27 protein-coding genes and 1 tRNA gene are annotated in these 26,909 nt (G+C 58.6%); 15 read left to right on the plus strand and 13 right to left on the minus strand.

Annotated features, from left to right (window positions below; genetic code table 11):
• The first annotated feature begins 64 nt into the window (after positions 1-64).
• The 3 genes from VFQ24_08905 to VFQ24_08915 are packed head-to-tail and all read left to right on the plus strand — an operon-like array spanning position 65 to position 2,289.
• Positions 65-586, plus strand: coding sequence for a hypothetical protein (locus tag VFQ24_08905; protein HET9178460.1), 522 nt, complete (start codon positions 65-67; stop codon positions 584-586).
• Between the two features lie 52 nt (positions 587-638).
• On the plus strand, positions 639-1,010 hold the full coding sequence (locus tag VFQ24_08910) for a YciI family protein (GenBank protein ID HET9178461.1): 372 nt from the start codon (positions 639-641) through the stop codon (positions 1,008-1,010).
• Between the two features lie 22 nt (positions 1,011-1,032).
• Positions 1,033-2,289: an RNA polymerase sigma factor gene (locus VFQ24_08915; GenBank protein ID HET9178462.1), complete on the plus strand. Its 1,257-nt coding sequence runs from the start codon at positions 1,033-1,035 to the stop codon at positions 2,287-2,289.
• Positions 2,290-2,441: 152 nt separating this feature from the next.
• Here VFQ24_08915 and VFQ24_08920 read toward each other — a convergent pair whose 3' ends face one another.
• From VFQ24_08920 to VFQ24_08940, 5 genes are all read right to left on the minus strand, one after another.
• Positions 2,442-3,023 (minus strand): DsrE/DsrF/DrsH-like family protein, encoded by a 582-nt coding sequence (locus VFQ24_08920; protein ID HET9178463.1) that lies wholly within the window; start codon positions 3,021-3,023, stop codon positions 2,442-2,444.
• A 12-nt stretch (positions 3,024-3,035) separates the two neighbouring features.
• On the minus strand, positions 3,036-3,287 hold the full coding sequence (locus VFQ24_08925) for a sulfurtransferase TusA family protein (protein ID HET9178464.1): 252 nt from the start codon (positions 3,285-3,287) through the stop codon (positions 3,036-3,038).
• Positions 3,284-4,510, minus strand: coding sequence for an MBL fold metallo-hydrolase (locus VFQ24_08930; GenBank protein ID HET9178465.1), 1,227 nt, complete (start codon positions 4,508-4,510; stop codon positions 3,284-3,286). Before VFQ24_08930 ends, VFQ24_08925 begins: the two co-directional genes overlap by 4 nt.
• Before the next feature lie 75 nt (positions 4,511-4,585).
• Positions 4,586-5,476, minus strand: a complete 891-nt coding sequence (locus VFQ24_08935; GenBank protein HET9178466.1) for a glycoside hydrolase family 16 protein — start codon at positions 5,474-5,476, stop codon at positions 4,586-4,588.
• Positions 5,477-5,581: 105 nt separating this feature from the next.
• Positions 5,582-6,325 (minus strand): Bax inhibitor-1/YccA family protein, encoded by a 744-nt coding sequence (locus VFQ24_08940; GenBank protein ID HET9178467.1) that lies wholly within the window; start codon positions 6,323-6,325, stop codon positions 5,582-5,584.
• Between the two features lie 224 nt (positions 6,326-6,549).
• On the opposite strand from VFQ24_08940, the gene VFQ24_08945 reads away from it, so the two are divergent.
• Positions 6,550-7,434, plus strand: a complete 885-nt coding sequence (locus VFQ24_08945) for an aldo/keto reductase (GenBank protein ID HET9178468.1) — start codon at positions 6,550-6,552, stop codon at positions 7,432-7,434.
• 462 nt (positions 7,435-7,896) lie between these two features.
• Here the strand turns inward: VFQ24_08945 and VFQ24_08950 are convergent, their stop codons facing one another.
• Both VFQ24_08950 and glnA read right to left on the minus strand, forming a co-directional pair.
• Positions 7,897-8,109, minus strand: a complete 213-nt coding sequence (locus tag VFQ24_08950) for a hypothetical protein (protein ID HET9178469.1) — start codon at positions 8,107-8,109, stop codon at positions 7,897-7,899.
• Between the two features lie 302 nt (positions 8,110-8,411).
• On the minus strand, positions 8,412-9,821 hold the full coding sequence (gene glnA / locus VFQ24_08955; GenBank protein ID HET9178470.1) for a type I glutamate--ammonia ligase: 1,410 nt from the start codon (positions 9,819-9,821) through the stop codon (positions 8,412-8,414).
• Positions 9,822-10,052: 231 nt separating this feature from the next.
• Between glnA and VFQ24_08960 the strand changes: the two genes are divergently transcribed.
• The 6 genes from VFQ24_08960 (at position 10,053) to VFQ24_08985 (ending at position 16,205) form a co-directional block, all read left to right on the plus strand.
• Positions 10,053-11,456, plus strand: coding sequence for a DUF4832 domain-containing protein (locus tag VFQ24_08960; GenBank protein HET9178471.1), 1,404 nt, complete (start codon positions 10,053-10,055; stop codon positions 11,454-11,456).
• A 284-nt stretch (positions 11,457-11,740) separates the two neighbouring features.
• The gene (gene typA, locus VFQ24_08965) at positions 11,741-13,564 is read left to right on the plus strand and encodes a translational GTPase TypA (GenBank protein HET9178472.1); all 1,824 of its coding nucleotides are present in this window, start codon (positions 11,741-11,743) and stop codon (positions 13,562-13,564) included.
• A 117-nt stretch (positions 13,565-13,681) separates the two neighbouring features.
• Positions 13,682-13,758 (plus strand) — tRNA-Ile (locus tag VFQ24_08970).
• Positions 13,759-13,840: 82 nt separating this feature from the next.
• On the plus strand, positions 13,841-14,431 hold the full coding sequence (locus VFQ24_08975) for an MFS transporter (protein ID HET9178473.1): 591 nt from the start codon (positions 13,841-13,843) through the stop codon (positions 14,429-14,431).
• 140 nt (positions 14,432-14,571) lie between these two features.
• Positions 14,572-15,123, plus strand: a complete 552-nt coding sequence (locus VFQ24_08980) for an MFS transporter (GenBank protein HET9178474.1) — start codon at positions 14,572-14,574, stop codon at positions 15,121-15,123.
• 101 nt (positions 15,124-15,224) lie between these two features.
• Entirely contained in the window at positions 15,225-16,205 is a 981-nt protein-coding gene (locus tag VFQ24_08985) for a dihydrodipicolinate synthase family protein (GenBank protein HET9178475.1), read from the plus strand.
• A 67-nt stretch (positions 16,206-16,272) separates the two neighbouring features.
• Here the strand turns inward: VFQ24_08985 and VFQ24_08990 are convergent, their stop codons facing one another.
• A complete protein-coding gene (locus VFQ24_08990; GenBank protein HET9178476.1) occupies positions 16,273-17,664 on the minus strand; it encodes a hypothetical protein in 1,392 nt (463 codons plus the stop codon).
• 244 nt (positions 17,665-17,908) lie between these two features.
• Here VFQ24_08990 and VFQ24_08995 point away from each other — a divergent pair, with 244 nt between their 5' ends.
• The 5 genes from VFQ24_08995 to VFQ24_09015 all read left to right on the plus strand — a co-directional run bounded on the left by VFQ24_08995 (position 17,909) and on the right by VFQ24_09015 (position 23,282).
• Entirely contained in the window at positions 17,909-19,441 is a 1,533-nt protein-coding gene (locus tag VFQ24_08995; protein ID HET9178477.1) for an alpha-L-fucosidase, read from the plus strand.
• 228 nt (positions 19,442-19,669) lie between these two features.
• Positions 19,670-20,266, plus strand: coding sequence for a sigma-70 family RNA polymerase sigma factor (locus VFQ24_09000; GenBank protein ID HET9178478.1), 597 nt, complete (start codon positions 19,670-19,672; stop codon positions 20,264-20,266).
• Entirely contained in the window at positions 20,263-21,444 is a 1,182-nt protein-coding gene (locus tag VFQ24_09005; GenBank protein HET9178479.1) for a hypothetical protein, read from the plus strand. Before VFQ24_09000 ends, VFQ24_09005 begins: the two co-directional genes overlap by 4 nt.
• A gap of 75 nt (positions 21,445-21,519) precedes the next feature.
• Positions 21,520-22,458, plus strand: coding sequence for an ABC transporter ATP-binding protein (locus tag VFQ24_09010; GenBank protein ID HET9178480.1), 939 nt, complete (start codon positions 21,520-21,522; stop codon positions 22,456-22,458).
• Positions 22,458-23,282 carry an ABC transporter permease gene (locus VFQ24_09015; protein HET9178481.1) on the plus strand — a complete coding sequence of 275 codons (825 nt, stop codon included), beginning with the start codon at positions 22,458-22,460 and terminating at the stop codon, positions 23,280-23,282. The genes VFQ24_09010 and VFQ24_09015 overlap by 1 nt, the downstream gene beginning before the upstream one ends.
• Positions 23,283-23,475: 193 nt before the next feature.
• On the opposite strand, the gene VFQ24_09020 is transcribed toward VFQ24_09015, so the two are convergent.
• The 5 genes from VFQ24_09020 to VFQ24_09040 form a co-directional block, all read right to left on the minus strand.
• Complete coding sequence (locus VFQ24_09020; GenBank protein ID HET9178482.1) at positions 23,476-24,378, minus strand: hypothetical protein; 903 nt, start codon at positions 24,376-24,378, stop codon at positions 23,476-23,478.
• Positions 24,375-24,887 carry a sigma-70 family RNA polymerase sigma factor gene (locus VFQ24_09025; GenBank protein HET9178483.1) on the minus strand — a complete coding sequence of 171 codons (513 nt, stop codon included), beginning with the start codon at positions 24,885-24,887 and terminating at the stop codon, positions 24,375-24,377. Before VFQ24_09025 ends, VFQ24_09020 begins: the two co-directional genes overlap by 4 nt.
• Before the next feature lie 126 nt (positions 24,888-25,013).
• Entirely contained in the window at positions 25,014-25,271 is a 258-nt protein-coding gene (locus VFQ24_09030) for a hypothetical protein (GenBank protein HET9178484.1), read from the minus strand.
• Between the two features lie 37 nt (positions 25,272-25,308).
• Positions 25,309-26,250: a molybdopterin-dependent oxidoreductase gene (locus tag VFQ24_09035; protein HET9178485.1), complete on the minus strand. Its 942-nt coding sequence runs from the start codon at positions 26,248-26,250 to the stop codon at positions 25,309-25,311.
• Entirely contained in the window at positions 26,243-26,905 is a 663-nt protein-coding gene (locus VFQ24_09040; protein ID HET9178486.1) for a cytochrome b/b6 domain-containing protein, read from the minus strand. The genes VFQ24_09035 and VFQ24_09040 overlap by 8 nt, the downstream gene beginning before the upstream one ends.
• Positions 26,906-26,909 lie beyond the last annotated feature (4 nt).

A 26,909-nucleotide genomic window follows, 5' to 3' on the forward strand; every position in this document is an offset into this window, starting at 1 on the left:
CCAGGCGGTGGAACGTCGTACGAGTGAAGGGACATGCAAGTCAAATAAAAAAGGAGGAAGACCAATGAAAAGTCTGAAACTGGCAGTGGTCGTGGCAGCATTCTTGGTTCTGGGACTGGGTAATGCGTTGAATCTGACGGGGCAATCCACCGCTGCGACCGCGGGTTTTGAAAGGTTGAAGTCACTCGCGGGCGTGTGGGAAGGAAGGACGAACGAGGGCGGAAAAGAGGTTTCTGTGAATACATCGTTCCGCCTCGTCTCCGACGGCTCAGCTTTGATGAACGACCTTATGAGCGGAACGCCGCACGAGATGATCACAATGTTTCACCTGGATGGAAGCGAACTGATGGCCACCCACTACTGCGCAGCTCATAACCAACCGCGTTTCCTCCTGGCGCCGTCTTCCGATACGAAGGTCATCGATTTTAAATTCAAGGATGCGACTAACCTCGCAAGCCCCGCGGTCCCGCACATGGTTGGGGTCAAGTTTACATTGGTGGATGCTAATCACCACATCGAAGACTGGACTTTCCTGGCGAACGGCCAGAAGAGCACAAGGCGGTTTGAATTCCGTCGGAAACTGTGAACATTCCGCGTGGAAGCGGAGCAGCAACTCTTTGATTCATGGAGAAGGAACGATGCGCTACATGTTGCTGATCTACTCAAGCGAGAAATCCATGGAAGCCAGATCACCGGAGGAGCAGGACAGGATTGCGGCCGGGCACCGGGCGGTGATGGCAGAAACGGGGCGGTGCGGAATCCTGAAGGCTGCTGAACCTCTGGAGCCGACAGGCAAGGCGACAACCGTCCGCAAGGAGAATGACGAGGTCCTCGTCACTGACGGCCCCTTCGCTGAGACGAAGGAGCAGCTTGCAGGCTACTATATCCTGGACTGCGAGGACCTCGATGAAGCTCTCGAGTGGGCGGCGAAGATCCCGACGGCCTGCGCCGGCGGCACCGGTTGCGTGGAAGTGAGGCCCACCCGCGCATTGGTGCCGCAGGCCGGTTAAGGCCGGCAGGGCGAGCACAGCCATGGATGATTTCCGAGGCGTCGTCGAAAAGGTCTTCCGCCAGCAGTCCGGGCGCATTATCGCCAGTCTTATCCGGATCTCAGGTTCGTTTGACCTGGCCGAAGAGGCGATGCAGGACGCTTTTACTGCGGCCCTCGCACGCTGGCCCATCCAGGGCATTCCTGACAACCCCGCTGCATGGATCATGACCGCAGCACATCGCAGGCTGATTGATTATGCCCGACGCGCGCGAACGCGGCGCGAAAAGGAAGAAGAGGTTCTGCGTGAGACAGAACGCGATGCCGCTGTTGATCCGGACCCCTGTGAGATGAGCTTTCCCGATGATCGCTTGCGACTGATTTTTACCTGCTGCCATCCTGCGCTCAATTCGGCGGCACAGGTGGCTTTGACACTGCGCACGCTTGGCGGACTCACGACGTCGGAAATCGCGCGCGCTTTTCTTTTGCCCGAACCGACGCTGGCGCAACGCCTGGTCCGTGCCCAACGCAAAATTCAGGACGCGCGGATTCCCTACGAAGTGCCGCCGGAAGATGTGCTGCCCGAACGCCTTGCTTCCGTCCGGGCAGTCATTTACCTGATTTTCAACGAGGGTTACGCAGCCACTTCCGGCGACAGCCTCATCCGCCGGGAACTGTGCGCGGAAGCCATCCGGCTGGCGGGGACGCTTTGCGAATTGATGCCGCAGGATGCGGAAAACCTGGGGCTTCTGGCCCTGCTGCTGCTCCATGATTCCAGACGTGAGGCGAGAATCAGCCCGGAGGGTGAATTGGTCCCGCTCGAGGAGCAGGACAGAACGCTTTGGGATGGCGAGCGGATTCGGGAGGGTTTGGAGAAAATCGAAGCGGCCCTGCGGCTGGGAAACTCCGGGCCATACCAATTGCAGGCTGCCATCGCGGCCGTCCATGCTCAGGCGCGGACGCCTCAGCTAACCGACTGGCGGCAAATCGCCGCCCTTTACGGCGAACTAGAACGCATCAGCCCTTCGCCTGTTGTGGCGCTCAACCGCGCCGTTGCGGTGGCAATGGGCGAAGGGCTGGAAATCGGCTTGCAGCAGATTGATGAACTGGGCGCCAGCGGCGAACTCAAGGACTACTACCTATTCCACGCCGCACGGGCTGACCTGCTGCGCCGCATGGGACGCCGGCAGGAGGCTGCTGAGGCCTACCACCGCACTCTTGCTCTCACCGCGAACGCCGTCGAGCGCCGATATCTTCGCCGCCGCCTTCGAGAGCTGGGCGCAGCTTCGCAGCACGAATAACCACCATCCGGGCTCTCCGCTGATTCTGTGAACAGCAGATCCTTCAGGGAGTTACCCCCAGCCACCAGCAGATTCCTCTCCCGCTCTGCGGGATCGGAATGACAACCGGAGGGCTTAGGATGACAGCTCAGGAAACCCTTATAACTGAAGGCTCAGATAAACAGGCTGGTGCGCGACTTCAGCGAATCGGCAAGGAAGCTTGCCACGCCACCGTGCTCAAGGTCCCCGACAAGCTCGGAATCCTTGATGCCCATCACGTCGCGCGACATTTCGCAGGCGATCGCGCGCACGCCCAGCTCGCGGGCCAGCGCAATCATGTCTTCCAGCGAGCTGACGTTTTTTTCCTTCATCATTGCCCGGAGCATTTTGGCTCCCACGCCGAAGTAATTCATTTTGGAGACTGGAAGATCCAGGCTCGACGCCGGAGACATCATGGCCATAGCCTTCTGAAAGAACGTCTTGCCGGAAAGCTCCGAACCTTTTTTCAGAGCGCTGAGGCCCCAGAAGGTGAAAAACATACTCACTTCCTGGCCCATGGCTGCGGCGCCCGTGGCGATCACAAAAGCTGCCAGCACACGGTCAAGGTCGCCCGAGAAGACGACAATCGCCACCCGGTCTTCCGGCGCGCGCTCCTCCAGGCTATCAAGCCGCCGCGTCAGTTCCTGCACCTTCGCTTCGAGTGCCTGTACCCGCGACTGATCTTCGCCCGCTCTGGTATCAATGCTGGTCCCCATCGGCGCACCTCCTCAACTGATTCGCTTGACGTAATGGACGTACACGTTCGCGCCGTCCACGGACTCCTCTTCCTGCCCCAGCAGCTCCACGTTCTTGGCGATTTTGGCCCAGCCCTGGAAGTCGGCAACGGAACCGCGGTCCGTGGCCAGCACTTTCAGGACCTGCCCGGGCTCCATTTTGCCTGCTTCTTTTCGCGCGTTAACCAGGGGCATGGGGCAGTTCATGCCGCGAGCGTCCAAAACCTTGTCGAATGGCTGGCTCATTCTGTTTCTCCCTTGCAAATTCCGGCATTAGCAAGGCCGCAGACATTCTTACCCAGCTCGAGCTGGGAGGCCTCGTCCTCCGAGGGCGAAAGCAATCCGGCATTCACTCTCTTGATGTCAACATACTCAGGAAGGAACGGAGGAAGGTGCTCCAGCAGATAGCGAACGAATCCCTCCTCGCTTTCCCGCTCCAGCAACTGCAGCCCGGGATTGCTCTGCTTTAACTCACCGAGCGGCGCCGCGAACAGCCCGGAATCATTCTGCTCCGCCAGGCTGCTGAAGTGGCCCGGCAGCACGATGATCTTTCCCGGCAGTGCTACGAGTTTCCGCAGCGACCGGCCATGCAGCGGCGCCCATGCGTCCGCCTTGCCGCCCAGATCAGGCCGCGAAATGGAGCCGATGCAGATGCTGTCGCCGGTGAAAAGATAGCGGTCACCCAGCCGCAGCGCTACCAGGCCCAGCGTGTGCCCAGGGATGTGTATCGCCGCCAGTTCCACCCGCCCCACTTTGAAAATTTGGCCGTCGCGGATTGCGTTGTAAGGAATGGTTGCCGGAAGAACATCCATGGGATGAATGGCGTCATAAGGGTGCAGGTGATAGGGAGCGTCGCTTTCGGCGGCCAGCGCCGTGCCTCCGCTGATGTGGTCTGCGTGGCCGTGCGTATCGATCACGCATTCAATTTTGAAGCCCTTTTCCCCGGCCAATTCCAGATATGGATTAAGGTGCCGCAGCGGATCGATCACCAGCGCCTTCCCGCCGCTGGCCACCATATAGCTGAGGCAGCCGCGCGCGGGCCGCCAGACCTGGTAGACGGCAAGCTCCGGCGTCTCAATCACAACGCCCGTGGAATAATGCTGGCCCCAGGCCTTCATTCCGCCCTTTAGGTGAGCGCCCGAATAGCCCAGCCGCTCCAGCCCCTGCCGGACGAATTCGGAGGTGTCGCCTTTGGCGCACACGCTCAGCACCGGCAAGTCGCGTGGAATCTGGCCGCCGAAGTGCTGCTCGACGCACGCCACCACGGAATCCACCATTTCGTCCTGGCCGCCCAATTCGAGCATTTCAAAGTACGGAACGTTCAAGGCAGGCAGCGGCTCGCGCCCTTCCAGGCGAAACCTCTCAAACTCGTCGCGGTTGCGCACGTCGAGCACGAAGAACTTCTCGCGGCGCTCCAGCGACGAAAGGAGGTCCTCTGTCGTCCAGACCGGCTCAATCGATATTGTCATGGTATGCCCGCCTGCGGGCGATTATAGCAGAGCGCGAGATGTCCAGAAAAATGATTTGGGGTGCCTGGTGATGACTCAGTTTGAATCCTGGCCGCCACGGGCCTGTTGATAGACGCGCACGTAGTCCACGGTCATGAACTGCGGAAGCGCGGAATCGTCCGGCGCCAGCTCATCGGGCCCGCCGCAGGCCACATTCATGATCAGATACATGGGATGGTCGAAGGACCAGCCCGTGGCCGGGTCTTTCGTATAGGTGAGGATCTTGTCGCCATCCAGGAAAAAGTCCATATGGTCAGGGTACCAGTCAAGGCGGTAAATGTGGAACTCGGTGTAGAGGTCGTTCACCCTCACCGACCTGGACGGCGTGGGCCCTTTGGTGCCGTGGATGTGTATAGCAACCCGGTCCGGGCGGCTTCCCCAGGTTTCCATCAGGTCAATTTCACCCTGGGAAGACTCGCCATTATTCGGACCGCGGTAGGGGCCTCGGACTTCTCCGCCACTTGACAGGCGAGGAATGGGCGGTCCGGGCACGTTCGGAGTCCGCAAAGGGCTGAGGAACCAGATAGCCGGCCAGGTGCCCTTGCCCTTCGGCAGCTTGGCCCGGATTTCGAATCGGCCGTAGGTCCACGACGCCGTGTCGCGGGTGTTGACGCTGGCCGAGGTGTACCGGTGCCAGTCATCGTTGATGGAGGTTGGCAGAAAACTCTGCGGCGTCTCTTTACGCAGCTCGATCAGCAGGTTCTGGCCGTCCACCCGGGCGTTCTCGAGCCGATTGACCGTGTAGTATTCCAGCTCATTGTGGCGCACGTAGCCTTCTTCATAATTCCACTTGGCAGGGTCGGGATGGCCAGTGTAATTGAATTCATCTGACCAGACGAGTTTCCAGCCGGGTGCCTGGGGCGCCTGGGCGTTAGCCGTGCTGGCCAGCAGGCAGAAGAGCGCTACGGCTGCCAGGAACTTGCTCATGGGAATTCTCTAACTTGTGGCACTTAGCGATCAAGGTTGTACGAGCAGGATTTCCCCACTACCTCGGCGGCCATTCGTCCCCCATGTATGATCAACCTGGATCACTCACCGCCTCTGAAATTTGGCCAGCAGGCGCAGGATTTCGAGATACAGCCAGATCAGCGTGACCATCAGGGCGAAAGCGCCGAACCATTCCATGAATTTCGGAGCGCCGCCTGCCGCGCCGCGCTCGATGGCGTCAAAATCGAGCACCAGGTTCAGCGCGGCAATGCCCACTACCACCAGCGAAAACAGGATGCCGATAGGTCCATTGCCGAAAATTCCAGGGATCTGCACGCCGAAAAAGCCCAGCACAAGGGAGGCGACATAGAGCAGCACAATTCCGCCCGTGGCCGCGATCACGCCCACCTTGAATCTCTCCGTGGCGCGGATCAGGCCGGACTTGTAAGCCAGCAGCATGCAGGCCAGCACGCCAAAGGTGAGCCCAACGGCCTCCAGCACGATGCCGTGATAGAGCGACTCGAAAAGCGCGGAGACGCCGCCCAGCACCAAACCTTCCAGCAGCGCATATATCGGAGCCGTGATGGGCGCCCAGGCCTGCTTAAAGACGGTGACCAGCGCCACAATCAGGCCACCGATGGCTCCCAGCAGCACGTATGGGCCAACGGTGGAGGCGTCGCCGGAGGCATAAAGCATCCACCACACCCAGGCGGAGGTGGCAAAGGCCAGCAACAGCAGGAATCCCGTCTTGTTTACGGTTCCCTGGATGGTCATGCCTTCGCCGAGTTCGGCCGGCCGCGCGTACCCGCTGAACGTGCGCGATTGCAGAACTGGATTTCTGGTTTCCATGCTCGAATCCCCCTTCTCAGATGGCCTTTTCAGGTTAGCATGCGGCCAGACAAAAAGTCAGCCGAAGCCGCACGGCGCTGGCGACTCAGCCTGACTTGTCGCAGGGCCTCTCGCCCGTTCTTCGATGAAAAGACACGGGCAAGATGCCCGTGCCACATCCCTCACGCTTTTTCGTTCTCGCCCAGCCGGCCCGTGATAAGATGCGAGAAAGCGGAGGTGAGCCAATGGCTGACTTTTCCCGGCGTGATTTCCTGAAATCCGGACTGGCGGCAACGGCGCTCGCGGGCGCCGGGTGTCTGGGGCTGAAAGCGGCACGCCAGTCGGCCACAGACATGGTAACGCTCGGCGATTCCGGCGTGAAAGTGACGCGCCTTGCTTTTGGCACCGGTACCTTCAGCGGACAAGTGCAGCGCGACCTGGGGCAGGCGGATTTTACGCGGCTGGTCCGCTACGCCTACGACCGGGGCATTCGCTTTTTTGAGACCGCAGAATCTTACGACGACATGCACACCATGCTCGGCATCGCGCTCAAGGGCATTCCGCGCGACAGCTATCAGTTGATGACCAAGGTCACCACGCGCCAGGGCGCCGACCCCATGAAGAAGATCGACGAACTGCGCAAGCAGGCCAATACCGAGTACTTCGATATTTGCCTGCTCCACTACCAGCACTATGCCAATTGGCCCACGGCCAGCGCCCGCTGGCAGGACGGCATCTCAGAAGCGCAGCAGAAGAAGATCGTCTTGGGGCGCGGCGCTTCCGTTCACGGCTTGCCGGCCCTGCGCCAGGTGCCGGGCGAAAACTGGCTCCAGATCGCCATGATCCGCATGAACCATAAAGGTGTGCGCATGGACGCCGAAAACTATGCCACCAACGGATTGGGCAATGTGCCGGAGGTGGTCGACTACGTAGGAAAGTCCCGCCAGAAAGGCATGGGCGTCATCAGCATGAAGCTTGCGGGCGAAGGCCAGTTCACCGGTCGTGAGGACCGACAGAAGGCCATGAAATTCGTCTTTCGCCACGCCCACGTCGATTCCGTCACCGTCGGCTATAAGAGCAGGCAAGAAGTCGACGAAGCCATCCAAAACGTGAACATGGCACTCGCGTAACGTCTATACCCAAGTCTCGGCTTGCGCATCCATCGCTGTCGTGGAGATGTCTGTCGCCTGAGCTTCAGCCCGCGAAGCGGGGCGAAAGACTCTAGCCCATAGCGCGAGCTATGGGACACGACGCGCACCTCAACCACCCAGCCCCGGCAGGGGCGAAAGAAACCGGGCTTGCACTCCGCGGGACCGCGGCAATCTCGCGAAGCGCGGGACCTCCTGCTGGCAGCCATTCCTAACCTCCCCCAATCAGGCCACTGTAGTCAGTAGCAGCGAAGCGCTTCAGCCGCGAGGGCATTTCACCCCATCCTTCTCTCTGATCGGAGCGCATTAGCAATCCGGATCGGCGCCAGCCTCCAAAAAGTCAGCCGAAACTCAGCCTCAGGGCCGAATGCCTGCGCAACGTCAGCTATCGGCGACGGCTCGAGCACTGACGGCAATAAACCTGCCCGGCGCACATATGGCTCACTAGCGAGCGCCCACCGCGCGCGGTCCGCCGCCCAGCAGCCGCGCAGGAAAGGTGATTATGGCGGCCAGCAGCGCAAAAACGCCTCCGACGGCGATACCAAGGATCCGGAAGGGCAACAGAAGCAGCCACACGATTGGATAGAGCACCAGCGCCAGCAGGGCCAGCGGCCAGCATAGGACCAGCAGAATGCACCAGAGCAGGAACTTTATCATTGGGGAGATCTCCTCTGTCTCTACAACCATTAATACGCACAGACGCTGGGAAAGTTCCCCCAGGTTGTGCCCCGGGGGTGCTCCCATTCCGGCGGGCCATCGCTTCTGCTGGCCGGTTGCGCCAACAACCTCCGGGTCAGATCGAACTTCCGCACGACATATGCCAGAAATTTAGGCCAGCGGCGGAGTCGTCCCGGCAGGCCGTTTATGGAGCCGAAAGTTCTTGTGTGAAACATAAAGCCACAAAAAAAAGCGCGGGCTTCGTTGCAAAGCCCGCGCAAGTCAGTTGGAATCGAGTTCGACTAGATGTCGTAATACAGCGCGAACTCGTAAGGATGGGGGCGCATGTTTACGGCCTGGACTTCATTCTTCAACTTGTAATCGATCCAGGTTTCGATAAGTTGTTCGCTGAAGACGTCCCCCTTCAGCAGGAAGTCGTGGTCCCTCTCGAGGGAGATCAGGGCTTCTTCGAGTGAGCCGGGGAGTGACGGAACTTTCTTGAGTTCCTCGGGGCCGAGGTCATAGATGTCCTTATCGAGCGGCTCTCCGGGATCGATCTTGTTCTCGATGCCGTCGATGCCTGCCATCATCATCGAAGCAAAGGCGAGATACGGATTGCACGACGGGTCAGGCGGCCGGAACTCCACGCGCTTCGCTTTCGGGCTGGGCGAGTACATCGGGATGCGGCAGGCCGCACTGCGGTTCCGGCGGGAATAGGCCAGGTTGACCGGAGCTTCAAAACCCGGTACCAGGCGCTTGTAGGAATTGGTTGTTGGGGCCATCAGCGCAGCAAGGGCCGGTGCGTGGTGCAACAAGCCCCCGATGTACCAAAGGGCCATCTGGCTGAGCCCGGCATACAGGTCGCCGGCAAACAGCGGCTTGCCGTCTTTCCACAGGCTCTGGTGCGTGTGCATTCCGGAGCCGTTGTCCGCGAACAGGGGTTTGGGCATAAAGGTAACGGTCTTTCCATACTGGCGTGCGACGTTGCGAATGATGTACTTGTAAATCATCATCCCGTCGGCAGATTTCAGCAAGGAATTGAATTTCTGGTCAATTTCGCTTTGGCCGCCTGTGGCAACTTCGTGGTGATGACACTCGATCGACAGCCCAACCTTCTCCATGGCGAGCATCATCTCGGTGCGAAGGTCCTGATAGTGGTCCGTGGGTGGCACAGGGAAATACCCTTCCTTATAACGCGGCCGGTAACCGAGGTTGTCCTTCTCCCGCGCGGAGTTCCAGCGGCCTTCTTCGGCGTCGATGTAGTAGAAGCCGTGTTGCTGGGCCTGATCAAAGCGCACGTTGTCAAAAATGAAAAATTCGGCTTCCGCGCCGAAATAGGCTGTATCGGCGATGCCGGTGAAGGCGAGATACGCTTCGGCTTTTTTCGCAATGTGGCGCGGGTCCTTGAGGTAATGTTGCTTGGTGACAGGATCAGTTGTATCGCCAATCAAAACCAGGGTAGGAACGTCGGTGAAAGGATCGAGCATAGCGGTTGCCGGATCCGGGATCAGCAGCATGTCACTCTCGTGAATGGCGGCCCAGCCTCGAATGCTGGAGCCGTCCATGCCGAACCCCTCTTCAAAGGAGGATTCCTCCAATTGGTGTATCGGAAAGGAAACGTGATGCCACAGTCCGGGCAGGTCGGTAAACCGCACATCGACCACCTTCACGTTATTCGCTTTGGCAAATTCAAGAACTTCCTTCGGTTTCATCGAACCTCCATGTACAGAAATTCTGCTTTTCTCGAAACCCCAGCAGACAAGAGTAATTTCGAATGAGAGCGTGTCACAATACCGTGCCTCATGGGCGATAGTCAAGTGCTTGAGTTAGAATGATTCTTTACCATCATGATAAACAAAACTTCTAGCGTGGAAGGGTCATGTGCCCGAGGGTAGCCTGGCTGCCAAGCTTCTCAAAACTTGGCGCTTAGAGGAGGAAGTCTGATGCACCGCGTGGTCATTTTCTGGGTCATTTGCGTCACAACCGTAGCCACTCCAGCCACGGCGCAGACCAGCAATGTAGTTGTACGCCCCAGGGCGATCCACTCGGTCCTTGTGAACCCGGGAAAAGGCGTCCAGACCTTTCAGCGCTTCAACGGTCAGCCGCTCAATCAGGGTTTGAAATGGTCGGAAGCGGGACCAACATCGCGATTGGAAGCCGCCGCGGCGCCTCCCGATTTTCCCGCAAGCTCAATCGCGTACTGCCGCTGGTTCTGGTCTGCCATCGAGCCCGAGCATGGGCAGTTTCAATGGAACATCATCGATCTTGCGCTCGAGCAAGCGAGGCAGCATCATCAGCGCCTGGCAATTCGCATCATGCCTTATGATGAGGCGCACCCTATTCCCGAGTGGTATCAAATCTCGGGCGCGCGCCGGGCCAACAAGCCTGGCGATAAGGATGGCAGCACCTGGCAGCCGGACTTCAGTGATCCTCTCTATCTCAAATACTGGGGTGAGCTGGTCGCGGCCGCTGGAAAACGCTACGACGGCAATCCTGATCTCGACACAGTGGACATTTCATCCATCGGATACTGGGGCGAAGGCTGGAGCCCTTACATGCCAGAGTTCCGTTACCAGAAGGCGCTGATCGATATCTGGGTGAACGCTTTCAAACGGACGCCCCTGCTGATGAACTTCGACCAGCAGCGGGCCTTGACCTACGGCACAGAACGTGGAACAGGGTGGCGGCTGGATTGCTGGGGCGATATGCGGACCCATTCCGATGATCCATACTTCCCGGCAGAAATGCTTGACGTCTACCCGATGCAGATTGTTCGCGCCGGAATCCAGAAGGTGTGGGAGGGAAGCCCGGTTTCACTCGAGAGCTGTTGGGTGCCCGGTTACTGGAAAAAGGAAGGCTGGAGCATTGACTACATTCTTGCGCAGGCGCTCCGCTGGCACGTGTCTTCGGTCAACATCAAGTCCTCGGCGATACCCCCGGAATGGAAACAGAAGTTCGATGAGTTCCAAAAGATGATGGGTTATCGCTTTGTACTACGCCGGCTGGAATATCCGCAGACCGCGGCGCCTGGTTCCATGGCCATGGTTCACATGTGGTGGCTCAACGCCGGCGTTGCTCCCATTTACCGCAAATACGAGCTGGCCATACAACTTGTCAACGATTCTGGCAGCGCGACGATTCCGCTGCCGGTGGACATCCGCAAGTGGCTGCCGGGAGATTCAGTTTACGATGGATCCATTTATGTTCCGACGAGTCTGAAACCTGGAAGCTATCGCTTGCGCGTGGGCATGTTGGACCCTGCGACCGGTCAACCGGCCATCCAGTTGGCCATCGAGGGCCGCCAGCCCGACGGCTGGTATGACGTGGGAAGCATCAAGTTGCAGTGACTTGTGCAGGCCGTTCCAGCGAGCCGGGCCTTCTCGAATATGTCATTGTGCATTAACATGGAAAGGATGAGTTGCAACAACGTTTCACCCCTCCCCGGAGGGTCCTTTGGCAGTCCATACCTGCCTGAGAGTTGAATGCCTTTGGCTCGAGATTGCTGCCCCAGTTGGCTTGTCAGGTTTCTTCGCCAATAAATGATGCGGCAATATCCCCTGGCTGACTATGGGGCCGGCCTGCCGCGTGCGGCTGTCCGCAAGGTTCTGAGTTGGATATCTGAGCTTTTGAAATGATCAACGAATCGATCCGCAACATCGCTATCATCGCGCATGTCGATCACGGCAAGACCACGCTGGTGGACGGCATGCTCCGGCAAAGCGGCATCTTTAAGGCCAACCAGGAAATCGTGGAGCGCGTCATGGATTCCAATGAACTGGAGCGCGAACGCGGCATCACCATTCTGGCCAAAAACACTGCCGTCGTTTACCGCGACGTCAAGATCAATATCGTGGACACGCCGGGCCACAGCGACTTCGGCGGCGAAGTCGAACGCGCCCTGAAGCTGGTGGACGGCGTGCTGCTGCTCGTCGACGCCAGTGAAGGTCCCTTGCCTCAGACGCGCTACGTGCTCCGCAAGGCGCTCGAGGCCAAACTGCCTCCCATCGTGGTGATCAATAAAATTGACCGCTCCGATGCGCGCCCGCAGGAAGTGATCAACGAGATTTACGATCTCTTCATCGACCTCGATGCAACCGAGCAGCAGCTTGACTTCCCTATTCTCTACGCGATTGCGCGGGACGGCATTGCCAAGACCTCTCTCGACGACCCCTCGGAAAATCTCCAGCCGCTTTTTGAAGCGATCCTGAAGCACATTCCTCCTCCCGGCGGCGACCCGGCCGATGTGCTGCAGTTGCTGGTGGTCAATCTCGACTACAGCGACTATCACGGCCGCCTGGCCATCGGTCGCATTTTCTCCGGCGCTCTGAACCGCGGCGATGAGGTTGCCATCGTCAAGCTGGACGGAACCACCCAGAAGACACGCATCACCAAGCTGTACAGTTTTGAAGGGCTCACTCGAATTGACGTTGACCACGTGGGGACGGGCGAGATCGTCGCCATCGCAGGCGTTGAGGGCATTACCATCGGAGAAACCGTCACCAGCGCGGAGACGCCGCGGGCGCTGGTCCATGTGCCGGTGGACGAACCGACCATTTCGATGGTCTTCACCATCAACACGTCTCCGTTTTCAGGCCGCGACGGCACTTATGTTACATCGCGCCACCTGCGCGAAAGGCTTGACAAGGAGTTGCTGACCAACGTCGCCCTGCGAGTCGAAGACGGCGCACACACGGACTCCTTCAAGGTGCTGGGGCGCGGCGAACTGCAGCTTGCCATTCTGATTGAAACGATGCGGCGCGAGGGGTATGAACTGGCGGTGGGCAAGCCGGAAATCGTCACGCGCCAGTTGAATGGCAAAGTGCAGGAACCGATGGAACTGCTGATCATTGACTGCCCCGCAGAATTCGTCGGAGTGCTCATGCAGAAAATCGGCACGCGCAAGGGCGTCAATATAAAGATGGCCGGCCACGGCACAACCGGCGGGCGCGTTCGCCTGGAGTTCGTGATTCCGTCCCGAGGGCTGATCGGGTTACGCGGCGAACTGCTGAGGGACACGCGCGGAACGGCGGTGATGAACACCCTGTTCGAGGGTTACAGCGACTGGCAGGGAGACATTCCAAGCCGAGTCACGGGCTCGCTGATTGCTGACCGCCCCGGGCGCACGACGGCCTACGCGCTCTATAACCTCCAGGAACGCGGAGAACTTTTTGTGGGGCCGGGCATCGACGTTTACGAGGGCATGGTGATCGGTGAAAACGCGCGCTGGGACGATATGGACGTGAACGCGGTCAAAGAGAAGAAATTGACCAACATGCGCTCTTCAACCGCCGACGAAGCCATCCGGCTGGTTCCCGCCAAGCCGATTTCGCTCGAACAGGCTCTGGAATTTATCGCCGAGGACGAATACGTGGAGGTAACGCCAAAGGCTATCCGGGTCCGCAAGAAAATCCTGGAGTCCAACCGGCGGCCGCGGCGATCACGTCCCGGCGAATGAATGTGGCCCGTGCTGGAGAGGCATCCATCGCCGCTATACTGGCTGCCCGCCTCGGGGGAGTGGTAAGATTTTACCGGAACGCGCGGTGTGCCTCGCGCTGCGTTCACCCGTAAATCCGGGCCCATAGCTCAGACGGTTAGAGCGGCGGACTCATAATCCGTTGGTCGCAGGTTCGAGTCCTGCTGGGCCCACCAATGACTCCTTCGTGAAGCAAGCTCCTCGCGGATTCACGCCGATGGTATCGTCTTCCATCCGGAAGTGGGACTGTCTCCGTTAATGAGCAAGGACAGATACAGATGGTATGTCGTGGGGATGCTGTGGTGCATCTCGTTCTTCAACTACGCCGACCGCGAGGCAATTTTCTCCCTCTTTCCTCTTCTTCAGAAGGAAATGCACCTGACGCCGGTCCAGCTTGGCTTGCTGGGATCCGGTTTTGCCTGGGTATATGGTCTTACCGCGCCCTTCGCCGGAAGCATCGTGGACCGCGTTCGCCGCAAGACGGCCATCCTGGGCGGGCTTTATGCCTGGAGCACGGTTGCGATCCTGACGCCGGTTTCGCGCACCTTCCAGCAATTGTTCTGCTTTATGGCGGCTGAGGGCCTGGGCGAAACTTTCTATTATCCCGCCTCGATGTCGATGATCAGCGACTACCACGGCAAGCAAACGCGGTCGCGCGCCATGGGCAGTCATCAGACCAGTGTGTATCTGGGGACCATCGGAGGGGGATTCTTTGCCGGTCTCATCGGCGAACATTATGGCTGGCGATGGTCCTTCATCATCTTCGGAAGCCTGGGGATCATCCTTGGATTTGTATTGCTCCGGCTGTTGCGCGAGCCGGAACGCGGCGCGGCCGATCTGGCTGAGTAGACTCCTGGAACTGACCAACATGTCGGCAAGCGAATTCCGATCAGGGAATTTTTCGGAATCATTCTGAGAACGCCCAGCGCCGCGCTGCTGATGGGGGGCTTTGCCTGCGCAAATTTTGTGCGCGGGTGCTGCTGCCCTGGATGCCGAAGTTTCTCTATGATAAGTTTCACATGGGCCTGGCGATGGCGGGCCTTTCGGCTACGCTGTTCGTCCAATTGGCGAGCATGGTGGGTTCACCGCTTGGCGGCTGGTTTGCAGACCTGCTAAGAAAGAGATCACCCGGTGGAAGGATGCTGGTCCAGGCCATCGCCTTGTTCTGTGGCGCGCCCTTCGTGTTTCTGTGCGGGGCAACAGAATCCATTGCAATGGTGGTCGCGGCGCTCACTGCCTGGGGGCTTTTCAAGGGATTGTACGATGCCAACATTTTCGCTTCCATCTTCGATGTGATTCCGGCCCAGGCGCGCGGCACAGCGGCAGGGTTCATGAACATGGTGGGTTGGCTCGGGGGAGGAGGAGTCGCGCCCGTCGCGATTGGCGTCATCACTATGCATTACAATCTGGGCATCGCAATTTCGCTTGCCGGATTTGTTTATGGTGCTGCCGGCATTCTCCTGCTGACCGCAGGAGGGCGCTTCGCGCCGAGCGATGTAGCTCGATATGAACTCTTGCTTCAGGCCGAACATAAGATGTGACCGTCTTTTGCGCAGGAACATGCAAGCAAAGGTCAATTGCCAGACCTTCTCGACGGCGCTGAAGCCGGAGCGCGGACGTAACCACGACAGGAGTTTGGTTCATGCCCAAAAAAGAGACGAAGAACCTGCCGTTCCGGCTGGATGGCGTTGTTCCTATTATTCCTACTCCGTTTAATGAGAAACAGGAGGTTGACTGGGAAAGCCTGCGAGCGCTGGTTGACTTTGCCTGCGCCAGCGGCGCTTGTGCCATGTGCCTCCCTGCATATGCCAGCGAGTTTTACAAGTTATCGGAAGAGGAGCGGCGCCGCGCCATATCGGAAGCGGTGGAGCAAGCTTCCGGACGCCTGCCGGTGATCGGGCAGGTGAACGCCTTTTCCGCAAAGCAGGCCGCCGATACCGCGCGCGATGCCCACCGGACCGGGGCGAACGCCGTCGCCGTTTCCGTACCACGGCTGATGCCGCTCTCAGAGCACGATCTTCTCCGCTATTTCGATCGAATCCTGAGCGCGATTGACGTTCCGTTGCTGATTCAGGACTTCAATCCTGGTGGGCCGACGGTCAGCCTGGATTTCATCAGGCGCCTGCACCGGACGCATCCGCACTTCTGTTACATCAAGCTCGAGGAACCGATGATGGCCGCAAAGATAGAGGCCATCGTTCAGGAAACTTCCGGCGAGGTTGGAGTCCTGGAAGGCTGGGGCGGAATGTACATGCTCGAGCTGATTCCGGCGGGGATCTGCGGAGTGATGCCCAGCCTGGGCGCGGCGGACATTCTTGCGGTCGCGTTCCGCCTCGTGAAACAAGGCCAGAAAGATAGAGCCTTTGAGGCCTTCCGGGATGTACTGCCACAGATTGTCTTCAGCCTTCAAAATCTTGAGCTGCTCCACCACGCGGAGAAGTCGCTTCTGGCGGCCCGGGGCGTCATCAGAGAATCTGCGGTAAGGGACGCCAGCCTCGAACTCAATCCTCATGACCGGCAACACATGCTTTTCGTGAACAGCAAGGTTATTGCAGCGCTCGGCCGCCTAGGACTGCCGCGAAACCCTATTACAGCATCCGGAGCGCCTGCGTCGTGGAGCTGACTTTACTCCCTGCTGGTGAGTGTGGGCAGCAGCTCGCTGAAGCTCTTATCAGGCCAGTCACGCGGTGCTATTGGACGGGGTTCGGGAAACCCAGGAGGTCCACTCGAAGGTGTCCCTCTTTGTTCCTGGTCTTGGCAACCGTATAGATGTTCTTGCTTCCAATGGCTATTGCCTCGGCGAAGAAGGGCCGCAAGCCATCTTCCAGTTGCAGAACGCCGTGGTCCACGCGCTTCCCGGACGCAATATCATAGGTCACAAAGTGGATGTCCTCATCCTCGTTTACGGCAGCGGTTTTGTCCGCGCTACTGCTTGTGGCGCGAGCGCCGCCCGTGGAAGTGAGGGGAGCGCCTGTCAGGTAATAGATTGTATGTCCGTCGGGGCCAAGAGCAAATCCCAGGTAGCCGTACGCAAAGCGATCGAACATGCCGCTCTTAAAAGTGATATCGGAAACCAGCCGGGTCACCACCTCGACCGTAGGCGCCCGTGGGTCGAACTTGAACAGGAAACCGGAGCGGCCGTGCATGCCGTAGAAAACGTGTTGGGGCGGATACCACAAGATCTGCCGCCAGTTATAACCCATGGTGCCCGGCTTGCTTGGGTCGATTTGTCCGAAGATGTCCTTCCGAAGGTCGCACTCCGTCATCTTCTTGAGCGAATCCGAGTTGTAGTCGTAATGCAAAATGTCTCCGTCGGCGGTGGTGAAGTAGACCGAGCCATCATCGGGATCGAGCGCCAGGGAGCGGCAGATTACGCGGAAAGTCTTTCCCGGAATTCCTTTCTCGCCTCCCAGGGTGTAAGGGCCGAAATTCTTAAGCTGATGTGTCGCGATATCGTACCGGAGGAACAATCCCGACGGCCAGGTAATGCCGTAGAGTTGCCCGCGCGCAGGGTCCATCATGAAGGATATAATGCCCTCGCCCCGTGGGGCTTTTGCGAGACTCTCAAATTGGCCTGTGGCCAGGTCATACGAAAGGAAGTGGCCTCCGGGGTAGGGCTTATATCCCCGCGGCGGCGTGCCCGCCAGCTCCTGGCCGGAGGCGGTGGCAGGATTGTAGTATCCGATGTGCGTGGCGAAATAGAGCTTGCCGTTGTGTTCCACGAAAATGCTGTGCCCTTTTCCCTGCGGAACGGCGTGCAGACCTTTTTCACCAGCGGCCTCAGTCAGGTCCGCGACATGTTCGATTTTTCCAGTGGCCGGATCGAGCGCGTACATCTGCGCGCCCGTGTCCACAGATCCGGAGCAGAGCACGTAGTACACCTTGCCATTGCTGGCGCGAAAGCAGGCATTGTAATTGTCGTCGGCCAAGGTGAAGCCGGAGTCGTAAAAATGCGCTTGCAGGGCTTGCAGGGAATTGTTGGCCGGTGCCGCTTGTTTCTGCGGGGCAGGGGCCTGGCAGGCGATCATGGCGATCAGTGCTGCGAAAACCAGCAATTTGCACCCAGTGATTCTCATTTTCATAAATCCTCCCGTGCAACCGCATCGTGCGGTGATGATGCGGATCGGATTCCTGCATTCGTGTTGATTACCATGAACGGTGCCGCCGCTCGCTGGAGGGCTAGTAATAACATACCGCGTTCCGGAGATTCAACTTCATATTCTCACCGTGGTACATGCTCAATCTCTCCGATTGGAAATAGTTTGCGCGCGTTAAAGAGCTGAGATATTTTAGGGGGCGCAATCTCACCCACGGAGAGGGAATTTCATGACACGAACTTGCTCACGCAGAAATTTTCTGAGGACAGCGATTGCCGGCGGCGCCGGATTGTCGGCGCTGGGCTCCGCCTCTCGAATAGCAAAGGCCATCACCGCGCCCTTTCCCGGGCGTTTCTCGCCCACTTGGGATTCCCTCTCGCAATATAACGTGCCTGATTGGTTTCGGGACGCCAAGCTCGGAGTATTCATGCACTGGGGCGTTTATTCGGTTCCCGCGCACGAAAACGAATGGTACCCGCGGCTGATGTATCGCAAAGAGAGCCCCGTTTTCGAATGGCACCGGCAGCACTGGGGACCGCAGTCCATGTTCGGCTATAAGGATTTCATTCCCATGTTCCGCGGAGAGAACTGGAAGCCCGACGGGCTTGTGGATCTTTATAAGAAGGCCGGCGCGAAATATATTGTTCCGGTAGGCGAGCATCACGACGGTTTCCCCATGTACGATTCGCACCTGACGGAATGGTGCGCCGCAAAGATGGGTCCGCGCCGCGACACCATCGCTGGATGGGCGCAAGAAGTCCGAAACCAGGGCTTGAAACTCGGCATCTCTTCACACCGGGGATTCCACTTCTCTTATTACACTTTCGAGCAGGGATATGATACGGACAATCCACTGTTCGCCGGCCTCTATGGGCCCATCCATGCACCGGCGCCGCTGATTGATAATCATCCCGGCCAGCTGGTGCAGCAGCCGTCAACAGAGTTTATGCAGGACTGGTTCGCGCGCTGCGTGGAGATTGTGGACCTTTATCAGCCTGACCTGGTCTATTTCGACTGGGCAAACATCGCTCCGGGACTTGAACCCTATCGCAAGCAGTTTGCCGCCTACTACTACAACGTGGCTGCGGAGCGCGGACAGGGAGTGGTGATGACCTACAAGGGCGAGGCCTATCCGGAACACGCCGCCGTGCTGGACATCGAGCGCGGGCTGGCGGGCGGCATTCGCGAACTACCCTGGCAGACGGATACTTCGGTGAGCTGGGAATCCTGGGGTTACATCGAGGGCGACACCTTCAAGTCGCCTGAAGAACTGGTACTTGAATTTGTCGACATCGTCAGCAAGAACGGAAACTTGCTGCTCAACGTGGGACCCAGGCCGGACGGAACACTCCCGCCCGAGGCCGAAGCAGTCTTCCGCGGCATCGGCCACTGGATGGACACGAACGGAGAAGCCATTTACGCCACACGGCCCTGGAAAATCTATGGCGAAGGGCCCACCACGCTGGCCAGCGGGTCTTTTGGTGAAAAGAACCTGAGGACATTGAAATTCACGCCGCAGGACATTCGCTTCACCACGAAGGGCGACGCCATCTACGCCATCCTCATGGCCTGGCCGGAGGGTGAGGCAAGGATCAAATCGCTCGGGAAAAATTCAAGGAACGCTCCCGGCAGAATTTCAAATGTCAGTTTGCTGGGGAGTGATGCCGATCTCAAATGGCGGCAGGACGCCGATGCGCTTGTCGTCGAAATGCCCGGCGAAAAACCCGGCGACATTGCCTACGCCCTGAAGATCACCACATAGGTTGTAAAGGCGTGGTCGGGCCGGAACCTCACGTCGCCATCCAGACCGAAACCAGAGAATACTGTCCACCAGGGCGGCATATCCAGTCACTCAGACGGCAAAAAGCAGGCCAGGCATGCCTGCTGGTCTACCAGCGCGAATCCGCCGTCCTCACTCGAATTGACACTGCCAACTGTCACATTTCGGCGCCCGCAAGCGTTTCAGTAGTATAGACTCGGGAGGCTTTGGGTGGATATTTCAGTGTCGGCGGGCTTCAGCGAGGCCGGGTTGAGCGATCGAAATCGGCTGGATCGAGCGAGTTCATGCTGGACCGAAGAGGCATTTCAGCGCTTCTTCCTGGAAAATTATGTCCGGCTGTCGGGTGTGGTCTTTCGCATCGTTGGCGACTATTCGCGGGCCGAAGAACTTACGGACGAAGCCTTTTGGAGGCTCTACCGGCAGCCCTGCGGCGGCAACAATTTTAACCCGAGCGGGTGGGTTTACCGCACCGCCAGCCGCCTTGCAATCGACAGCTTGCGCGCCGAATCGAGGCGAGCGCGATTCGAGCAGGAGATAGGAACGTCGCTGGTTGCAGGCACTGGGCTGGACCCGTTGGATGCTGTTCTTGAAGCCGAGAGGCGCACGCAAGTGCGCAAGGCCCTGGCATTTCTTCGGCCTCTCCACGCGGAGCTTTTGGTCCTGCGGGCGAGCGGGTTCTCGTACCAGGAATTGGCCGAGACATTGAACGTGAAGGCAGGGTCAGTTGGCACCCGGCTGATTCGGGCGGAAGCGGCCTTTCGCAAATCCTATATGAAACTCTATATGGGAAATAAGGAGGAGTTATGAAATGCCTTACTGACCAGGTTCTCCGAGCCCTGATTGACCAGGAGGCGCAGGACCTGGAGCGCGAAGGTGCAAACCGGCACCTCGCCGAGTGCGCGGACTGCCGCGCCCGACTGGAACGCATGTCGCGCGAGACCGCGGAAACAGGAAACATCCTGGCGTCACTGGCGCCCGGAAAACTGACGGAACCGGCGGAGGCGTTTGAGAGGTTCCAGGCACGGCTCGCCTCCGATGGCAAGGCGCCAGCCCGGCCCGGTTTTCTGAGGGGATTCTTCTCCGTACATCCCCTTCCCGCCTGGAGCGCCCTGGCCTCGACGGCGCTTATCGTCGTGCTCCTGATGTTTGCCCCGGCGCGAAGCTGGACCCAGCACATCCTGGCGATGCTGCGCGTCGAGAAAGTGACCGTCGTTCCCCTCGATCTTAAATTCGACAAGAACAGTGACACTCAGGAGCTCGTCCGGAAGGTTATCTCCGACGAAGTGACAGTGACACTCTCCGCGGGCAAGCCGCAGTTCGTTGGCGATGTTTCGCAGGCAACCCAAATGGCGGGCTTCCCGGTGCGCACTTTCGCCGATATGCAGGAGGCTCCGAAAATCGGAGTGGTTGGCGAGCAGTCTTACGTTATGAAGCTGGACCAGAGCCGCCTCCAGGCAATCGTCGACAGCATTGGCAAGGCGGACTTGCAGGTTCCGGAGAGCATCAACGGGCAGATGATTGCCGTGCACATTCCCAAATCCGTTTTTCTCCGCTACGGGAACTGCTCTGAGAAGCGCAACGCATCGAAGCCCGGTGCGGACGATCAGCGCAAGCCTACTGACACCTCCGGCTGCATCATGTTTGCGGAGGTCCCAAGTCCCGTTGTCAGCGTTCCGCCCGAACTGAATATCGGTCAACTTTTCCAGATCGCTCTCCAGGCGGGAGGCATGAGTCCCGAAGAAGCCCAGGCCTTCTCCTCGAAAGTGGACTGGAAATCGACGCTTGTCGTGCCGATACCGAGACGCGCAAGCTCTTATTCTGAAGAGCTGGTGGACGGCGTGACGGGAAACCTGATTATGGGCAAGGGGTTTCGAGAGCAGCGGCCCGAATACACTCTGATCTGGGTAAAGAATGGAATCATCTATTCCATTCACGGGTCCGGCGGGCCTGAACGGGCCAAAGCCCTTGCAAGGGCTTTGAGCTAAAATCCTGGTGTCCCCCTTTCCTGTGGGACGAGCAGCGCGCATCATTGTGTGCGCCAGGCAGCGAATGGTTCCCCTGTGAATGCGATAGGCCCGTCATCACCCAGCCTCGCCATTGAAACCCGGATGCTGGGCAAGACCTTCGGTTCCAAGGTCGCGGTGCGCGGCCTTACGCTTGAAGTGTCGCGCGGCGAAGTTTTCGGTTTCCTTGGCCCCAACGGAGCAGGCAAGAGTACTTCGATCAAAATGATGCTCGGGCTGATCGCGCCCTCTCGCGGCGAAGCACTCGTTCTGGGTTTGCCGGCCGGCGACGTTTCTGTTCGGCGCATGGTCGGTTTTTTGCCGGAACACTTCCGCTTTTACGAATGGCTGACGGCCGAGGAGCTTCTTAAAGTACACGGACATCTCTACGGGATGTCAAAAGCAAAGCTTGGGGAGCGCATCCCCACACTGCTGAATGAAGTCGGTCTTTGCCCGCATCGCGAAAAGCGAGTGCGCGATTTCTCGAAGGGCATGATGCAGCGCCTGGGCCTGGCGCAGGCCCTGCTCAACGAACCGGAACTGATCTTTCTTGACGAGCCGACCTCAGGACTCGATCCCGCAGGCCGAAAACTGGTGCGTGACATCATCAAGGCCCAGCGCCATCGGGGAGCCACGGTTTTCCTGAATTCACATCTCCTGGGTGAGGTTGAAGCCACTTGCGACCGCGTCGGCTTTATCAAGAATGGCGAGGTCGTCGAGACGAGGCGCCTCGGCGCGCTTATCGAAGGTGAAATCACGGTGTCAATTCGGGCCAGGAACCTCGGCCCTGATACTCTGGCCGAACTCGCACAGCGCGTTTCATCCCTGAAAACCGCCGGAGACGAAGCGAACTTTTATATACCATCAATGGACACTCTGCCTGGCATCGTGCGTTTCCTGGTGAGCAAAAACGTGGACATTTATGAAATCACGCCGCAACGCCTTTCGCTCGAAGATCTCTTTCTTCGAATTGTAGGCACAGACGGAGGGCTGTGATGGGAACGCGGGTGATGGCCGCCGTAACGTTTCGGGAAGCTGCTCGTAAGAAAGTGCTCTGGATGGCCTTCGTTGCAGGAGCGGGTTTTCTTGCGCTGTTCGCGACGGGCATGCATTTTCAGGCGAAGGGTATCCACCTGAATAATGAAGCCATCCGCCGCCAGATTCTCAATACGTCGCTCATGATGGGACTCTACACGGCGGACTTGCTGACGGTTTTGATGACGATCCTTATCGCCGCCGACACACTTTCGGGCGAAATCGCTTCCGGCACTATTCACGCCATTGCCACCAAGCCCATAACGCGTCGCCAGATTCTCCTGGGTAAGTGGGCCGGGTTCGTTGGCATGCTGACCGTCTATATCCTGTTCCTATTGGGAGGAGTTGCTTTGCTGGGATATGCGATCGGCGGCGCGACCGTTGAGCATCTCTGGCGCGGTCTCGGGCTGGTGTGGCTGGAAAGCATCCTGTTGCTCAACATTACTCTTCTTTGTGGCACAGGGTTATCCACCCTCGCCAGCGGCGTCGTTGTTTTGGGCATGCACGGGGTTGCCTTCCTTGGAGGTTGGATCGAACAGATTGGCGCCGTTACCCACAGTCAGGGCGCCGTCAATGTAGGTATTGTTGCGAGTATCCTGATGCCGAGTGAAGCATTGTGGCGACGTGCGGCTTTCGAGATGCAGTCGCCCTTAGCGAGTGTTCTGAACATGTCCCCGTTCGGCAGCTTTTCGGTCCCGAGCAGAATAATGGTTGCCTATGCCATCGTCTATCTGCTGGTGGCGCTCGGCCTGGCCCTGCGCCGGTTCCGGCTGAGGGACTTGTAGAGTCTGTGTGGCAACATAAGTGGGCTACTAGAAATCAATAAGTTACAAGGACGCCTTGGCCCGCAAGTTGTTGATTCCTCGTTGGCACTTCGAGTTCTCACACAGACTCTTGTAGGCGGCCGATGGCGCAAGCGGTGGGGCTGTCTTTTCGCCACCACGGATCAAAAACGGCAGCACTCGGGCAATAACGTATTCACCCCTGCAAGAGCGGAGTGATGGGACCACTCACAGCGGCCCGGGACTCCCCGCCATTTAGGGCGGTTTGCAAGGCAGGCTCGAGCCCCTCGGCAAGCTCGCCCATTTCGTGCTGGCCGAGGTTTGAAACCACAAAACCGAAATACCCGCCCACCTGGAAGCCGGCGACACTCATTCCTTCGAGTTGCTTCTCGTAAAAATGGACGTTGCCGAGCGACTTCGCAGTCACAAATCGCCCCGTAGGCAGGTTTTCGCCATCCCTCCTGGTAAGGATCACCGAGAGCATCGTACCCTGGCCTCGAGCGATGAAGTGCACATACTTGCGCGGGCTGCCTGGAACGCCACAGATGTGGGCCTCGAGCACCTGAAAGCCTGGAAGCTTCTTTTCCACAACCGGAAGCAATTCGGCGTATTGCGGCCCAAGCTTTTCGCGGAGCACTTCGGGCGGATTGGCGACATCCGGATAATTGTGGCCGCGAATGGCGCAATGAAGATGGTCTGAAACGCCAAGCTGCAGGACGCTGGCCACCATTTGCCTGGCGTGTTCCAGCCTCAACCACTGCTGGCCCGCAACACCCGCAATCACGATCATCGCAGCACCTGCCAGCGCCAGCGCCCATGTGGGTGCGCGGGCCGTCCAAAAGGGCCGTGATTGGGCTTTTTTCAGGCGCTGATGAATGGCCACGCCGAGTTGCTCCGGCGCTGACAGCCGCCCGGCGGCCCGCTGCAATGCTTCCCGGACCCGCAGGCGTGACTTCAGTTCGCTAGAGCAGGTTACGCAGTTCTCGAGGTGCCGCAGCATTTCGTCCGTTGTTTCCACCAACAATTCGTTGCTGAGGTAGGCATCCAACTGCCGGCAGGTACGCTCACACTGTCTCGAATCGAAATTCAGCACGTTCATGCGGGCTTCCCCTCGTCGGCGTCATTCGCGCTGTTTCCGATGCCATAAGATTTCGCCACCCCGGCCAACTCTTCACGGAGCAGTTTTCTTCCCCGGCTCAATCTTGACATCACTGTCCCCAGCGGGAGCTTCAAAGTTTCTGCAATCTCCTTGTATGAAAATTCTTCCACGTCTGCCATGACAACAACCTCTCGAAAAGCTGGTGGAACGTTATCGAGAGCGGCGAGGATCTCTTCGTCCCTGATTTCCTGCGGTACGGGAGTCTCGGCCGCCATGCTGTCCTGGTCTGTGAACGTTTCTTCAAGCGAAGACTTCAAGGACCGCCTGCGAAGATGGTGGAGACGATGGAAGAGGATACTAAAAAGCCATGCCTTGCAGTTGGTGCCGGGTTCAAAACGGTGAAAGGACTTCAGCGCTTCCAGGTAGACGTCCTGCACAAGGTCCTCCGCCTCCGCCGGGTTATGAGCCAGGAACTTCGCGGTCCTGTACAGGGCCGTGAGGTGTGGCATGGCGGCGGCTTCAAAATCGCCTAAACCGGCTGTTGACTGAAAGAACAATTCGACTCACCGCCGCTGCAGCTCTGATGGAAATGGTGGGGCGTCGGGCCCCACCTTTCCGGGCCTGGAGTCTCCCTTTTACTCCTTCGGTTGGTCCATCTTATCCTGGTTCTGCATCTTGTCGTGCTTCATTTTGTCTTTGGCCATCTTGTCTTTCTTGTGCTTCTTCTCCTTCTTATCCATCTTGTCGTGGCTCGCCATCTTTTGATCGCTCATTTTGTCGCCGGACTGCATTTTGTCGTCCTGAGGCTGTGCCAGTGCCACCCCGGTCACCCTGTTGGCGACGACCATGCTCATACAAAGGGCCATGGCCAGAATCGTGATTCGCTTGATCATACTTGCTTCTCCTTTTCGATTTCTTGAAGTTCAGAACCTAGAGTCCCACATACCAGTCATATCCACGCTCGGCCCAGTAATCCGCGGGCCGATCGCTCGAATACCGAATCAATCCAATGCGCTTGATGTTCTTCACGCCATACTTCACCGGAACCACCAGCCGCAGCGGCGCGCCGTGCTCCTGGGTAAGCGGCGCTCCGTTCTGCTCGTAGCAGAGCAGGGTCTGAGGGTGCAGCATGCTTTCCATATCCAGCCCCACGTAGTAGCCGCCGTCCGGAGTTGCCATGCTGACGTAGCCCGACAGGTCCTCCACACGACCGAGGCTGAACGCGCCGCCGGTTCGCGTCCGCGGCGGGAAGGCCTTCATGAAATCGGTAAAGCGAGCGCCGGCCCATTGCACGATCACGCTCCAGCCCTCGATGCACTTCAATTCCGTCGTCATGTCTACTCTCGGAAGCTTCCGAATGGCGTCGAGGCCGAGCATCAGCGGGCCGTTGCCGAATGCGAGCCCCTCGACGCGAAGTTTCCAGGCCGCAACATCAACGTCTTCATCGAGACCAACGTCGCCGTTCACCCGATCCGAGCTCACCTGGCTCGCGTTGAACGTCCGCGAAAGCCGGTGCTCGCTGAAAAATCCGCGGGCCAGCCGTTCATTCAACTCCAGGGTTTTACGAAATGGCCAGGGAACATCGCCTGTTTCAGGGCGGGTCGTCAGCCAGCCGAACGCTCCGATTCCGGCGGCCAGGCCGGCCCCCCACAGAAGAAAGCTGCGGCGGGATCGCTGCCGCATGCGCCGGCGTACCTGGCGGTTCCAGTCTTCAATTTCAGAGGAGTCGGGCGCAGTCAGCGCTCCCGGCGCAGAAGTCGTTGGAGTCTCTTCCGCCTTGCCCGCTTCAGGTTCCTCCGCGGCCACGTTGCCGGCGGCGTTCAGAATAGGCTCCGTCACCAACTCTTCGGGCTCGTCCTTCCCGCTATTCATAGTTCGCTTCCTTTGAGGAAACCAGTTCGTAGCCGCTGACCATCGCGCGGAAATTATTCCAGCCCGCCCGAACCACCTGGGCGATGTGGACCACAAAGAAGAGCACGTAGCCGCAAGCCAGCAGAAAATGTTCAAAGCGCGCGGCGGAGTAACCTCCCAGTAAAGCCGTCAGCCAGCCGAGTTGCTCAGGTTTGTAAATCGCCAACCCCGTAACGACCGAGCCGACACCCATCAGGACGACGCCGGTGTATGCAATCTGCTGCGCCCCATTAAATTTGCGCGCGGGCAGATGCCCCTTCCAGAGATGCAGGTCGTGGAGGGCGACAAGTATGGCTTCACGGAACGAGCGCCTGTTCGGAACGAGCTGGCGCCATTCCCCCGAAAACACCGTATAACCGACGTACAACACCCCATTGAGAACGAAGAACCACATGAAGAAGAAGTGCCAGGCCATTCCCTTGGCCAGGTGGTAACTGACGCCGAACGTGCTGTAAAAGCCCTCAGGAAAAAATTTGAAGAGCGTGAAGGAACCGAGGCCGACACGATAAACGTCATTGGCCCAGTAGATCCACAGACCGCTCCAGATCATCACGGCCAGCAGGGGAAAATTGACCCAATGGAACCAGCGGACGGCCAGAGAATGTTTCGCCCGCATTTCA

The organism is Terriglobia bacterium (assembly GCA_035712365.1).
In the GTDB taxonomy this organism is placed as follows: Bacteria; Acidobacteriota; Terriglobia; order UBA7540; family UBA7540; genus SCRD01.